The 14803-nt window shown below is 41.6% G+C and carries 11 protein-coding genes; 6 read left to right on the forward strand and 5 right to left on the reverse strand.

The features are described from left to right. The first annotated feature begins 17 nt into the window (after nucleotides 1-17). The 3 genes from AN389_RS11035 (at nucleotide 18) to AN389_RS11045 (ending at nucleotide 3740) form a co-directional block, all read left to right on the forward strand. On the forward strand, nucleotides 18-2132 hold the full coding sequence (locus tag AN389_RS11035) for a TonB-dependent receptor domain-containing protein (RefSeq protein ID WP_055019801.1): 2115 nt from the start codon (nucleotides 18-20) through the stop codon (nucleotides 2130-2132). A 236-nt stretch (nucleotides 2133-2368) separates the two neighbouring features. After that, entirely contained in the window at nucleotides 2369-2860 is a 492-nt protein-coding gene (locus AN389_RS11040) for a DUF2271 domain-containing protein (RefSeq protein WP_055015212.1), read from the forward strand. A gap of 4 nt (nucleotides 2861-2864) precedes the next feature. Then, complete coding sequence (locus AN389_RS11045; RefSeq protein ID WP_055019803.1) at nucleotides 2865-3740, forward strand: DUF4198 domain-containing protein; 876 nt, start codon at nucleotides 2865-2867, stop codon at nucleotides 3738-3740. Between the two features lie 183 nt (nucleotides 3741-3923). On the opposite strand, the gene greA is transcribed toward AN389_RS11045, so the two are convergent. From greA to dapB, 4 genes are all read right to left on the reverse strand, one after another. Beyond that, a complete protein-coding gene (gene greA / locus AN389_RS11050; protein ID WP_055015248.1) occupies nucleotides 3924-4400 on the reverse strand; it encodes a transcription elongation factor GreA in 477 nt (158 codons plus the stop codon). A gap of 46 nt (nucleotides 4401-4446) precedes the next feature. Beyond that, nucleotides 4447-7665 carry a carbamoyl-phosphate synthase large subunit gene (gene carB / locus AN389_RS11055; RefSeq protein WP_055015214.1) on the reverse strand — a complete coding sequence of 1073 codons (3219 nt, stop codon included), beginning with the start codon at nucleotides 7663-7665 and terminating at the stop codon, nucleotides 4447-4449. 16 nt (nucleotides 7666-7681) lie between these two features. Then, the gene (gene carA, locus AN389_RS11060) at nucleotides 7682-8818 is read right to left on the reverse strand and encodes a glutamine-hydrolyzing carbamoyl-phosphate synthase small subunit (RefSeq protein ID WP_055018521.1); all 1137 of its coding nucleotides are present in this window, start codon (nucleotides 8816-8818) and stop codon (nucleotides 7682-7684) included. Nucleotides 8819-9182: 364 nt separating this feature from the next. Beyond that, nucleotides 9183-9980, reverse strand: coding sequence for a 4-hydroxy-tetrahydrodipicolinate reductase (gene dapB / locus AN389_RS11065; protein WP_055015216.1), 798 nt, complete (start codon nucleotides 9978-9980; stop codon nucleotides 9183-9185). Between the two features lie 339 nt (nucleotides 9981-10319). Here dapB and AN389_RS11070 point away from each other — a divergent pair, with 339 nt between their 5' ends. The 3 genes from AN389_RS11070 (at nucleotide 10320) to AN389_RS11080 (ending at nucleotide 13735) form a co-directional block, all read left to right on the forward strand. Then, nucleotides 10320-11633 (forward strand): Na+/H+ antiporter NhaC family protein, encoded by a 1314-nt coding sequence (locus AN389_RS11070; protein WP_055015217.1) that lies wholly within the window; start codon nucleotides 10320-10322, stop codon nucleotides 11631-11633. Nucleotides 11634-11767: 134 nt separating this feature from the next. Then, complete coding sequence (locus tag AN389_RS11075; RefSeq protein ID WP_055019804.1) at nucleotides 11768-12556, forward strand: hypothetical protein; 789 nt, start codon at nucleotides 11768-11770, stop codon at nucleotides 12554-12556. 153 nt (nucleotides 12557-12709) lie between these two features. Beyond that, a complete protein-coding gene (locus AN389_RS11080) occupies nucleotides 12710-13735 on the forward strand; it encodes an alpha/beta fold hydrolase (RefSeq protein ID WP_055019805.1) in 1026 nt (341 codons plus the stop codon). Between the two features lie 223 nt (nucleotides 13736-13958). Here AN389_RS11080 and AN389_RS11085 read toward each other — a convergent pair whose 3' ends face one another. After that, on the reverse strand, nucleotides 13959-14756 hold the full coding sequence (locus tag AN389_RS11085; RefSeq protein WP_055018518.1) for a M48 family metallopeptidase: 798 nt from the start codon (nucleotides 14754-14756) through the stop codon (nucleotides 13959-13961). Nucleotides 14757-14803 lie beyond the last annotated feature (47 nt).

Consider the following 14803-nt stretch of genomic DNA (forward strand, 5'->3'; position numbering starts at 1 on the left):
AATAATTAAGGATAAGCATGGCCCCTTTTAGTTTTTCTAAACGCATTATTTCTGGCGCTGTTGCCTCTGCGCTAGGTGCAACAGTTATATCTGCAAACGCAAATGAAGCGCAAAACAATACTGCTGATAATGAAATAGAACGTGTTTCTGTGTGGAGTACAGCCGTTAATACTTCATCACTGTACCTTAATGAAGGTGATATTAGTAATAAGCAAGCGGATCATATTTCTGACCTATTACGAACCATTCCTGGGGTAGATGTAGGCGGAGCTCACTCTCTAAATCAACGAATCACCATTCGGAGTATGGATGATAAAGATTTAAAAATAAGCATCGATGGCGCAGCACAAAATACGTATATGTATCACCATATGGGTAACTTACAAATTCATGCCGACATTTTAAAATCAGTAGATATTGAAATTGGTACCAACTCAGTGGTGAATGGCGGCTTAGGGGGTGCGGTCAAATTTGAAACTAAACAGGCTCAAGAGCTGCTTAATGCAAATGAACAAATTGGTGGACGTATCCATGTGAGCGCCGGTGATAACTCGGGCACCAACTACTCATTAACAGGTTATGGTTTACTGGCCGATAACGTTGATTTTTTAGCTTACTATAATTATGTAGATCGCAAAAACTATGATGTTGGTGGCAATCAGATCAAAGATGCCAGTGGTGCTGAAATTGAGGGCACTGATGGTGAAGTAAAAGGCTTAGAAGGGACAACTACCGATGCGTTAATTAAGCTAGGCTGGGATATAAACAACAATCAACGCCTCGCTTTCAGTTATGAAAGCTATAAAGATGAAGGTGATTACAGCTACCGACCTGATATGGGCTTAGCCACCGATTTAGCTATAACTAACTCTTTGGCGATTCCGCTGTTGTGGCCTACAGAGTTTACACGCGACACATTAACGCTAAACTACACACTTCATTGGTCAGATTATTCAATGCTTAAAGCCTCAGTATTTTCCAATACCAGTGAATTATGGCGTGATGAGTTAGGCTGGGCCGAAAACGAAAGCTTTGCAAGTTCAGCCGGTATAATCACCGGTGAAGCCAAAAACACAGGGGTTAATATTTTAGCCAACACGTTAATTTCTAACAGCGTTGAGCATGATATTACTTACGGCCTAGATATAGTTAAGCATGAAACACACTATTATGCTGATTACACAACAATCGATGATGCGGTATCTGCAGAAGAAGCAACAACAACAGCATTATTTATTCAAGATAAAATAGCAATTAGTCCAAGTTTTGCCATCATTCCAGGCGCCCGTTATGAGCATTACGACATTGACTCAACCTTAGTGGATAATACATTTAACGAAACATCATTTGCCTTAGCTGCCGAATACTCGCCTACAGAGCAATTGATCTTTAAATTAAGTTCTACACAAATTTTTAAGGCACCAGAAATTGCTGAGGTATTTATTGGTGCAGGCTTATATGACGAAGCTAACCCTGATATTAAAGCCGAAACCGGTACCAATAGCGAGTTCTCATTCGCGTATCAAACACATATTAAAGATGATGATCAGATCTCTTTAGGGGCAACATTATTTAAAACGTCAATCAACGATTATATTTATGATTATGCCAGTGGCTCACTCAAAGATAATATTGGCGACATGGAAATTGATGGCTTTGAAGCATATCTAGGCTACAAATTAAACGGTTTCAATAGTCAAATAACTTACTCATCAGCCGAGAGTGAACTTGATGCTTTTGATCAATACGATGCCTTAAACGGTGCAAGACTAGACCGCCAACAAGGTGATACCTTAACAGTCAGTGCCGATTATGTATTCTCTGCTGTCGATTTAACTCTACACTGGGAGTTAATGAATGTAGATGATGTTGATGCCGGCGTAGACCTTGACGGCGCGACACTTAATAACGAGAAAGACGGATTTACGGTACATAATATCTCTCTAAATTGGCAACCACAAAGCCAACCACAAATAAATATCGTGTTTGGTGTGGATAACCTGTTTGATGAATATTACGCCTCGCAATCATCAAGAACAGGAACTTCATTCCACCCTCGCTTTGGCGAACTCTATCTACTCGATTATGAACCAGGCAGAAATATCAAAGCAACGTTTGCCTATCAGTTTTAATACCAATCCGCATAATTAAGTGATCTATTTTGAGGATGGATAAATGTGTTGATAGCAAGGAAAAATTCGCTATTTAGTTGTTATAAATGAGAATTTTTTAACGCAAATAGCAATACGCTTAGCCCCGCAAAATGATTAAGTATTAAGCATAACCTTATAAACCAGTTAAGTTGTTAACTGGTTTATATTATTTAATGAGGACTATGATGCGCTTTAAAGCTATTAGAATATTCTCCATGTCACTATTGGTAAGCTTGTTTTTAGCCCCAGTGAGTTACGCTAAAAAAGCAGAGCCGATCAATTTAAGCATCGACTTTACCTTACCAAAAATTAATACCGAACCCTACCACCGTCCTTATGTGGCTATTTGGCTGGAAACGCCCGATCGCGAAGGTATACATACTTTAGTTTTTTGGCACGAGCAACAAGAGTGGTTTAAAGACTTACGCCAGTGGTGGCGAAAAATTGGCCGCAAAGCAAGCGCAAATTACGATGGCGTGTCAGGCGCTACAAGAAAACCAAATAGCTATCAAGTCAGCTGGCAAGGCCAATTAAGTGACACTGAGATGTTGCCGCAAGGCGAATACACACTTAATTTTGAAGCGGTACGTGAAGAAGGCAGCCGAGAGTATTTAAAACAAAAAATACGCTGGGATAACAATCAACCACAGCATTATCAACTGCAAGGTCAAACCGAACTTGGCGCTATCACCATCACAATAGAGTAAAACAATGAAAAAAATAATTTCACATTCGATCAAAGGGCTTGTTGCAAGCTGTAGCTTATTGGCACTAACATTGAGTAACATAAGTATTGCCCACGAGCGCTTCATGGTGCCTTCTCATACTGTGTTTTCAGGCGATGATGTTCAATATGCAACCATTATTTCGAGTATTTCTAACGATATTTTTCACCCAGACCGCCCGCTGGGCAATAATAATAAAGGTATTGATGCGGGTGATTTAAAGCCTTTGTTCTCTTTATTGGAGTCAAATGTATTGTTACCTAATGGTGAAAACGACAGCTCAATACAATGGCAAGCATTTCAGCGCTTGTCTGTGGCTGATGTGCCTTTTAGCCAATCAGGCACTTATCGCGTGAGCTTAGTGCAAAAAGAAGTGGCCATGACCACATTTAAAAAGGCTAATGGCGCGCCTGGGCGAGTATTTGGTCCCAAACCGGTTATCCCTGAAGGCGCCACTAATATAGTACGAAGAACAACCGCGGCGCGCGTCGAGACTTTTATTACCATGAACGAGCCTTCTTTTAGCACTTTTCAGCCTATTGGAAAAGGTTTAGAGTTAACAGGTAAAACACATCCCAATGATTTATTTGCTCAAGAGCCTGCTCACTTTAAACTGGTGTATAACGGTAAAACGGTGCCAAAAAATACGCAGTTAAAAGTTATAAAAGCAGGTACTCGCCACAGAAACACCCGTAATGAACAAATCATTAAAGTAAACGAAAGCGGTGAGTTTACCTTTACCCCAAAACAAGCTGGGTTTTACTTTTTAACCGCCGAAACCGCACTTGATATAGAGCAACCAACCAATGTAGATGTAAAACATGACAGCCTCTATGTCACGTTAGAGGTATTCCCGCAATAATGTTTATCGCGAGGCGAGAATTGTGATCACTTTAAGAGAATAAAGCCTGAAATGTGCGACTTTATAAGCTACTGATTTAAGATAACGTAACACGATTGATATAAGCGAACTGCTTAACCTGAAATTCAAATATAAAAAAACCACACCCTATTGCTAAGGTGTGGTTTTTGTTAAAACTAAGTATTAAATGTACTCAACGTCAATGATTTCGTACTCAACGTCGCCTTTAGGCGTTTTAATGGTCACAGCATCATCTGTTTGTTTACCAATTAATCCGCGCGCAATTGGTGAATTCACAGAGATTAAATTATTTTTAATATCCGCTTCGTCATCACCCACAATACGGTAGGTTACTTCAGCATCTGTCTCTACATTTACGATAGTGACAGTCGTACCAAAAATAACTTTACCGGTATTAGGCATTTTAGTTACGTCAATAATTTGCACATTTGAAAGCTTAGCTTCAATTTCTTGAATACGGCCTTCACAAAAACCCTGTTGCTCACGCGCAGCGTGATATTCAGCGTTTTCTTTTAAGTCACCATGTTCACGCGCCACCGCAATGTCATTTACGATTTTAGGACGGGTAACTGTTTTTAATTCGTTAAGCTCTTCGCGCAGTAACTCTGCGCCACGAACTGTCATCGGAATTGATTGCATACTTTTCTCACTTAACACCAAGGCCTAATGGCCTTGGTACATTTCCTTAGTTCAATCGCTGGTGTAGCTCTTGAACTGACGTCACTTTACTACGGTCGTCCGCTTGGTTAGCAGTACAGTTAGCAAATGCCGCGTTCAAGGTTGTCGTGTAGTTGGTTTTGTTTTGCAATGCACCACGACGCAACACCTTCGAATCTTCGATCGCTTGGCGACCTTCGGTGGTATTTACGATATAGCTGTACTCTTTATTCTTGATGTTATCAAGAATATGCGGGCGGCCTTCATATACTTTGTTTACACGGCGTACTTCAATACCAGCCTCTTTTAAAGCCTCTGCTGTGCCACCTGTTGCATCAATTTCAAAACCTAGGTCTATCATGGTTTTAGCAAGTTCTACAACACGAGACTTATCGCTGTTACGTACAGATAGTAACGCGCGACCACCGCGTGGTAAAGTGTTGCTTGCACCTAATTGTGCTTTTGCGAACGCTTCGGCGAAAGTATCGCCAACACCCATTACTTCACCTGTAGAGCGCATCTCTGGGCCGCGGATAGGATCCACACCTTGGAACTTAGCAAATGGTAAAACCACTTCTTTAACGCTGTAGTAAGGTGGAATCACCTCTTTTGTAATACCTTGGCTGGCTAACGACTGACCCGCCATACAACGCGCTGCTACTTTTGCAAGTGCAATACCGGTCGCTTTTGATACAAACGGTACAGTACGCGCCGCACGTGGATTCACTTCAATTAAGTACACTTTGCCATCTTTTACAGCAAATTGTGTATTCATTAAGCCCACTACGCCAAGCTCAAGTGCCATATCGGTTACTTGTTTGCGCATAACATCCTGCACTTCTTGTGATAAAGAGTGTGCAGGTAATGAACATGCTGAGTCACCAGAGTGAACACCCGCTTGCTCAATGTGCTCCATTATACCGCCGATAATGACTTGCTCGCCGTCACAAATTGCATCCACGTCCACTTCAATCGCGTTATCTAAAAAGTGATCAAGTAGTACTGGCGCTTCATTTGACGCTTGTACTGCTTCGGTCATGTATCGACGTAAGTCTTGCTCATCGTATACAATTTCCATTGCACGGCCACCCAGTACGTACGATGGACGTACAACCAATGGGAAGCCAATTTCAACTGATTTAAGTAATGCTTCTTCCGTTGATGTAACCGTTGCGTTTTCTGGTTGTAGTAAATCAAGACGCTCTACTAACTGTTGGAAACGCTCACGGTCTTCTGCGCGGTCAATCGCATCGGGTGAAGTACCAATTACTGGCACACCATTCGCTTCCAGTTCACGTGCTAGTTTAAGTGGTGTTTGGCCACCGTACTGAACAATCACACCTTTTGGTTTTTCAACACGTACAATCTCTAACACGTCTTCAAGTGTAATTGGCTCAAAGAATAAACGGTCAGAGGTATCGTAATCGGTAGAAACCGTTTCAGGGTTACAGTTAACCATGATGGTTTCATAGCCGTCTTCACGTAGCGCAAGGGCTGCGTGTACACAACAATAGTCAAACTCAATACCTTGGCCGATACGGTTAGGACCGCCACCAATTACCATGATTTTGTCTTTATCTGACGGGTTAGCTTCACACTCTTCATCGTACGATGAGTACATGTAAGCGGTATCTGAGCTAAATTCGGCAGCACACGTATCAACACGCTTGTACACAGGGACGATGTTTAATTGATGACGCTTTTTACGAATTTCGGCTTCAGATACACCCGCAATTTCAGCTATACGTGGGTCGGCGAAACCTTTACGTTTAAGTTTACGTAAAAACTCTGCATTTAAGCCGGCCATGCCACCTTCAGCAATCTTTGCTTCGTCTTTTAAAATGTCTTCTATTTGTACTAAGTACCAAGGGTCAACTTTGGTTAGTTCAAAAACTTCTTCTACGCTCATACCGTGGCGCATTGCATCGGCAATGTACCAAATACGCTCAGCGCCTGGCTCGCGTAGTTCGCGAATAATTTTTTCGCGGGCTTTCGGATCATCAAGTGCCACTATTGGGTTAAAGCCCGTTGCGCCAACTTCAAGACCGCGTAATGCTTTGTGTAACGATTCTTGCTGGTTACGACCAATCGCCATTACTTCGCCCACTGATTTCATTTGCGTTGTTAAGCGGTCGTTCGCGCCGGCAAATTTTTCAAAGTTAAAGCGAGGAATTTTTGTTACTACGTAGTCGATTGAAGGCTCAAATGACGCGGGTGTTTTGCCACCTGTAATGTCGTTTTGAAGTTCATCTAACGTGTAGCCAATCGCTAATTTAGCAGCGATTTTTGCAATAGGAAAACCCGTTGCTTTTGATGCAAGAGCAGATGAGCGAGATACACGTGGATTCATCTCAATGATAACCATACGCCCGTCAACTGGGTTTACACCAAACTGTACGTTTGAACCACCGGTTTCTACACCAATTTCACGCAGTACTGCCATAGAGGCATTACGCATTAATTGGTATTCTTTGTCGGTTAAGGTTTGTGCTGGTGCCACGGTGATTGAGTCACCTGTGTGTACACCCATCGGGTCAAAGTTTTCGATAGAACATACAATGATACAGTTGTCTTTTTTGTCACGAACAACTTCCATTTCATATTCTTTCCAGCCAATCAGTGATTCATCAATCAGCAACTCACTTGTTGGTGATAAATCTAAGCCGCGCTCACAGATTTCGTTAAATTCTTCCATGTTGTAAGCCACACCGCCCCCGGTGCCACCCATAGTGAAAGAAGGACGAATAATACACGGAAAACCAATTCGTGTTAGCGTGTCGTGTGCTTCATCCATAGAGTGAGCAATTTCTGCACGCGGGCATTCAAGGCCAATATTTCTCATGGCTACGTCAAAGCGTTCACGGTTCTCTGCTTTGTCGATTGCATCAGCAGTTGCGCCTATTAGCTCAACGCCGTGTTTAGCCAGTACGCCGTGCTTATCTAAATCAAGTGCACAGTTTAGTGCCGTTTGACCACCCATCGTTGGTAGGACTGCATCTGGCTTTTCTTTTTCAATAATTTTTTCTACGACTTCCCAATGAATAGGTTCGATGTACGTTGCATCGGCCATTTCAGGGTCGGTCATGATAGTCGCTGGGTTTGAGTTAACTAATATAACTCTAAAGCCTTCTTCTCTAAGTGCTTTACACGCTTGAGCACCAGAGTAATCAAATTCACAAGCTTGACCAATTACAATTGGGCCTGCGCCTAAGATAAGAATGCTTTTTAAATCGGTACGTTTTGGCATTATTACTCCAGTTGAATTAGTTATTACGCGCTTGCATCAGGTCGATGAAGTGGTCAAATAATGGGGCTGCATCGTGCGGGCCTGGGCTTGCTTCTGGGTGACCTTGGAAGCTAAACGCTGGCTTATCAGTACGATGAATACCTTGTAGTGTTCCATCAAATAACGATTTGTGCGTGGCACGTAAGTTACTTGGTAGTGTGTCTTCATCGGCAGCAAAACCGTGGTTTTGTGCGGTGATCATTACTACATCGCGGTCTAAGTCTTTTACTGGGTGGTTACCACCGTGGTGGCCAAATTTCATTTTTACTGTTTTAGCACCTGAGGCCAGTGCTAATAATTGATGCCCTAAACAAATACCAAAGATTGGTGTGTCGGTTTCTAAAAAGGTTTTAATTGCATCAATAGCGTAAGTACAGGGTTCTGGATCGCCAGGGCCATTAGATAAGAAGATACCATCTGGGTTTAAAGCAAGTACCTCGGCGGCTGAGGTTTGCGCTGGTACAACGGTTAATTTACAACCGCGATCAACTAGCATACGTAAAATATTACGTTTAACACCGAAGTCGTAGGCTACTACATGAAACTTTTCATCATCGCTGCTAAGGGTTTTAAATCCTTGGCCTAATGTCCAGCTTGATTCGCGCCACTCAAAATTTTCCTTGGTTGAGACAACTTTTGCTAAATCCATACCTTTTAAACCTGGGAAGGTTTGCGCGGCTTGTAACGCTTTGCTTTCGTCTAACTCGTCACCGGCAATAATACAGCCGTTTTGTGCACCTTTGTCGCGCAAAATACGGGTAAGCTTTCTGGTGTCGATGTCCGCAATACCTAAAATATTACGTTGTTTTAAGTAATCATCTAACGATTGCTCGTTACGAAAGTTACTTGCTAGCAGTGGCAAATCACGGATCACAAGGCCTTTCGCCCAAATTTGATTCGCTTCTTCGTCTTCGCTGTTGGTACCCGTATTGCCGATATGTGGGTACGTCAAAGTTACGATTTGTTCCGCGTATGATGGATCAGTCAAAATTTCTTGATAACCAGTCATAGACGTATTGAATACTACTTCACCGACTGACATGCCGTCAGCGCCGATTGCAGTACCGCGAAACACTGTGCCGTCTTCTAGGACTAACAGAGCGGATTTAGTCAAGTTAAACCTCCTAACAGTAAAAAACGGGAGTAAGCAAATGCTTAACACCCCGCCAATACCCAGAGGGATCGTCAAAACCAGATTTTTTTGTGAGCTTAAATTGTTTTACGCAGTCTTAAATGATGCCGATATAAAACGCTAAACCTTCAATCATTTTTCTTGCCTAAAACTCTTTTCATTCCCACTGAAACCCCTGGTTTTACTAGCCACTTGGGTATAATTGGAAACACGCATTTAGTAATTTTTGGCAAATTGGCTGCATTCTACATGAAGATGCTATTTAGGTCTAACGTTATTTAGATAAACACTAAAAATAAGTCGCTTTAGACAAAAATAGACCCAAACAGCTAAAAAAGTAACTAAACTACTTCAGATCTAGCACATCTTGCATATCATAAAGTCCTGCCGGTTTGTTTTGTAACCACTGCGCAGCCCTTATAGCACCTAACGCAAAGGTCATTCGCGAGCTTGCTTTGTGGGTTAATTCAAGCCTTTCGCCCATAGTTGCGAAATAGGCGGTGTGTTCACCTACTATGTCACCGCCTCTTAAGACCGAATAGCCAATTTCATTTTGCGATTTTGCGGTTTCTACTTGGCTGCGGTCGTATACTGCTACTTCATCGTGATCCCACCCTTTAGCCTGTGCAATAGATTCACCAATGGCCAATGCCGTGCCCGATGGTGCATCTATTTTATGACGATGATGCGCTTCAAAAACTTCTATATCTAAGTCATCACCAAATTTAGTGGCCGCCGTTTGCACTAGGTTGAGTAGCACATTAACGCCAACGCTGTAGTTACGCGCAAACACAATAGGAATATGTTTAGCAGCATTTTCTAATAATGCCATGTCTTCGCTTGTTAAACCTGTGGTGCCTATAACCATAGGCAGTTTTTTATCGAGCGCTGTTTTTAAGTGATTGCGCATACCTGCTGGTAACGTAAAGTCGATAAGTACATCAACATCAACAACCTTATTCTCGTCGCTAAAACAAATGGTTTTGTCGGCTGCACTGTTTACTTGATTTACATTAATACCCAATAACGATGAGCTGCTGCGAACATACGCACCACCAAGTTGTGTTTGCTCTTTAATTGTCGCGGCTTCTAATAAGGCTAAGCCCATTCTGCCGTTAGCACCAAAAACACCGATTCGATTCATTGTTATTGCCTTAATTTGATTTAGTTGGATCTGTTGTTGCGTATCTTGACTAATTTGCCGACCTACACTTGCATTGAACAATTATTAGTCGCATATAATCGCACACCGGTAGATATTATCTAAAAGTCGTGCAATAGTCAGGTAAGCCTTTAATTAAATAATAATAACAATACCAGTTTACTTTAGCCATCTATACATTTAAACTTCTCTTTCGCGTCGATTTGGTCTTTGGCTTGCGGGCGCTGTGGTCATCACCTTTTTACTAAAGCGTGATCTACTAAATTCAGCTAAAAGAGGAGTTTTGGCTGTGGTTATACTAACTGGTTATGAGGAATACTAATGCAGCCAACATTTAATAAAAACAAAGCAATATTGTCTTTGCTTCCCCTTCTTACTTTTGTAGCCCTTTTTTTAGGCTCAGGTTTATATTTACAATCTCAAGGGGTCGATTACGCTTTTTATCAGCTCCCTGCCCCGGTTGCAATTTTACCCGCTATTATGCTTGCCTTTATTTTAAACAAAGGCACTGTAAACCAATGTGTTGAAACCTTTATTAAAGGTGCAGGACACAATAACATTATTACCATGTGTTTAATTTATTTACTTGCCGGTGCATTTTCGGCCGTTGCAAGTGCAACCGGTGGTGTAGATGCAGTGGTAAATGCTGGCTTGTCACTTATACCCCCGTCGCTGTTATTGCCTGGTCTATTTTTAATTGCAGCGGTTGTCTCTACCGCAATGGGTACATCTATGGGTACCATTGGCGCTATCGGGCCAATTGCTTATGCGGTATCGGTTAAAACTGGTATCGACCCTGCGCTAATGGCCGGTACGATAGTATCGGGCGCAATGTTTGGTGATAACCTTTCTATTATTTCAGACACAACCATTGCTGCAACACGTACGCAGAGCTGTGAAATGAAAGACAAGTTTAAAGAAAACTTAAAAATAGCGGTTCCTGCGGCAGTATTAACCATTGCTTTGCTGCTTTATTTAACCCCTGCGCCACAAGCAGTAGAAACAAAAGATTTTGATTTATTATTAGTGCTGCCCTATGCCTTTATTTTAGTATTGGCTGTAGCCGGTATGAACGTCTTTGTGGTGCTATTTAGCGGTATTGTATTTGCTGCGCTAATGGGCTTTACCGGCAGCTATGAAGGTGCAAGCTTTGTAAAAGATATTTACAAAGGCTTTACCGATATGCAGGAAATATTTTTACTTTCTATGTTCATTGGTGGCTTATCTGAATTTATTCGTATTAACGGCGGCCTTGATTTTCTGGCACAAAAAATTCAAGCCATTACAAAAGTGATTGCCAAGTGGCACCGCAAAGTAGCTGATCAGCTTGGTATAGCAGCCTTGGTATTAACCAGTAACGTGTGTATAGCCAATAACACGGTGTCAATTATAGTTGCAGGTCCTATTGCTAAAAAGCTTGCTGATGATGGTGAAATAACTGGTAAACGCTCTGCAAGCTTGCTCGATATTTTTGCATGTGTTACGCAAGGCTCACTGCCCTATGGTGCGCAAGCATTACTGTTAGGTGCTACGTTTAAAATTAGCCCGTGGGAAGTATCAACCTCATCTTACTACTGCTTTATTTTAGCTTTTACTGCCATTGCCGTTATTTGTTTACGTCGTAATAAAGCCTAAACTTTGTGCAAAACCCGATGTTGCAGCTTAATAAGTAAGCTGCAACATATGTTAAAATAATAATCTACAAATCAAGACCTTGTGCTATAATGCGCGCTTTCGCGTGTCACTAAAATTATAGTTAAATACAGATTATGAAATTTAAAAAATTACTCCCCCTCGTTACCCTTACGTCAATCGCTTTATCACCTTCTGCCCTTGCCGCTAACTGGAGCAGTACCGCATTACATGTTAATAATGGCGATCAAAAAAACCCATTTACCAAACAAGAATCAGATACGACTGTTTACTCGCTGCAGCATGCATCGGGCTATGATTACGGTGATAACTTTTTCTTTATTGATTACAGCAAAGACGATACAACCGACGGCTACCAAGATAGTGACTTTTACGGCGAATGGTATTCAACGCTAAGCTTATCGGCTATCAGCGGTGAAAAAATTGGCGCAGGTGCACTACTAGATGTAGGCCTTACTGGCGGTATTAACGTAGCTGGCGATGCTAAAATGATGAAGTACTTGCCGGGTGTTAAATTAAGCTGGGATGTGCCCGGGTTCAACTTTTTTCAAACACTTGTGACTGCCTATATTGACGACAGTGAAGGCGTAGCAAAAGGCGGCGCTCCTATTGAAACTAATAGCTGGATGTTTGATGTTGCCTTTGAATACCCGTTTACCCTAGGCTCGCAAAAATTAAGCTTTAAAGGACACGCTGAATACATCGCAGAGCGCGAAGATGAATTTGGTAACGACGTAGAAGCATGGATACTTGCACAGCCTATTTTAGTGTGGGATATGGGCCACGCCCTAGAAATGAAAGAAAACACGCTGTTACTGGGTATGGAATTACAATATTGGCACAACAAGCTAGGGACCGAGGTCACTGAGTCAGTTCCACAAATACATGTTGAGTGGACATTTTAAGTAGTCTCTTTAGGTTTAAAATACATTAACGGAGTCCTTTAAAGCGCTCCGTTTTTTTATGCCTTGAACACTATTTAATTGAACAGCCTGTAATACTTGGTTATTGTCTTACTTCTTTTGAGCTTATGGCTCTTCTTTTAAAGGAGTAACAAAATGTCGCCATTTAAAGTTATATGTTTTTCTACATTGTTAGCATTAACGAATAATACGTTTGCCAGTAGTACAGAACACTCTCACTCCCTCGCTTATGATGCCCTTTTAACTAATTACCAGTACGACTTTAAAGTAAATTACTATAATATTGAGTCACAAAAACATTCCCTAAAAATGGCATATATTCATTTAAAGCCAACTAAAAAAAATATGCCTACCGTTACGCTAATGCACGGTAAAAACTTTAATGCCGACTACTGGAGCCCCACAGCACGTTACTTACAATCGCTTGGCTTTGGCGTGTTGATCCCTGACCAAATTGGCTTTGGTAAATCCTCTAAGCCGACTAACTATCAATATTCGTTTGCGGCGCTAGCTCATCATACACGCGCATTAATGGACTCGCTAAATTTACAGAAGTCGATTGTTGTTGGTCACTCTATGGGCGGGATGCTAGCGAGCCGCTTTGCATTAATGTACCCAGATACAACCTCTAAACTGATTTTACTTAACCCCATAGGGCTTGAAAACTATCTACACTATGTAAAATACAAAGACACCAACTTCTTTTATAAAAATGAGCTTAACAAAACCCCCGAGGGCGTTAAAAAGTACCAACAAAAAAACTATTACGATGGAAAGTGGAATGCCACCTACTCTGCCCTTACTGACTTTATAACAGGACAGATACAAGGCCCAGATAAAGAGCAAATTGCTTGGGTTAACGCTAAAACCTACGATATGATTTTTACCCAACCTGTGATCACTGAATTTAAAGACCTATCCGTGCCAGTTAAATTAATTATTGGCACACGCGACAGAACGGGGCCTGGCCGAAACTGGAAAAAAGACGGAATTGATTACGAGCTGGGGCGTTACGACAAATTAGGAAAGCACGCTGCTGCGCTTATTCCTAATGCACAATTGTTTGAACTTGATAATTTAGGGCACTTACCACAAGTAGAAGATTTTGAGCGCTTTAAAGCAGTGTTTAAACAAGCACTAAGTAATACCAATCCGCAATAATATCTAATCATTTTGCGGGGCTAAACGTGTCGCTATCTGCGTTAAAAAATTCTCATTTAGAACAACTAAATAGCGAATTTTTTGCCTTGCTATCAACATGTTTATCCATCCCCAAAATAGATCACTTATTTATGCGAATTGGTATGAGTAATAACTTGATACTTAATAAAATAAAGCCCCTGTAAGTAAACTGCTTACAGGGGCTTTTTATATAAAAACTAATTTACAGCGTACATTGCGGGTTTTTACCCTGCGATTTAGCCTTATTTTGCTCGCTAAGCGCTTCGCTCATTTGTGATTGTAAGTTTTTAATACGATTACTCGGTGCAGGGTGAGTAGATAAAAACTCTGGTGTGCTACCACTGCCTGCTGCGCTCATATTTTGCCAAAGCGTTACCGACTCTTGTGGGTTAAAGCCCGCCTGCGCCATTAAATCTAAGCCAATGGTATCGGCCTCTGATTCGTGCGAGCGGCTAAACGGTAAAACTACGCCATACTGTGCGCCGAGTCCAAGACCTTGCATAATTTCGTTACGGTATTGCACGTTACCCATCTCAAGTGCAGCGCTGCCTAACTGCATACCTGTATCTAATATTGAGCTTTGTGATACACGTTCATTTGAATGCTCTGCTATAACGTGGCCTACTTCGTGCCCGAGTACTGTTGCAAGCTGATCTTGATTGGTGGCTATTTTTAATAAGCCCGTATGTACACCAATATAGCCCCCAGGTAGTGCAAAAGCATTGGCCGACTCATCTTCAAATACAACAACTTCCCAGTTTTGAGAAGCATATTCTTGTGGTAAAACAGCCACGACCTTATCAGCAATACAATTTACATACGCATTGGTTTTAGCATCTTTATTAATTGGCTGTGATTCTTTCATTTGAGCAAAACTGGCCGAGCCCATTTCACTCATTTGTTGGTCTGAATACAGTGCTATTTGCGTACGCCCCGTAGGCGATGTTTTACAGCCTGCTAAAACTGCAGTTGCGAGTAAGGCAAGGGCTAGTTTTTTCATAGTGTTTCCTTCAAGTCTTTATTTTTTATTAGCTGTAGAATAGCAAA

Source organism: Pseudoalteromonas sp. P1-7a (assembly GCF_001401855.1).
In the GTDB taxonomy this organism is placed as follows: Bacteria; Pseudomonadota; Gammaproteobacteria; order Enterobacterales; family Alteromonadaceae; genus Pseudoalteromonas.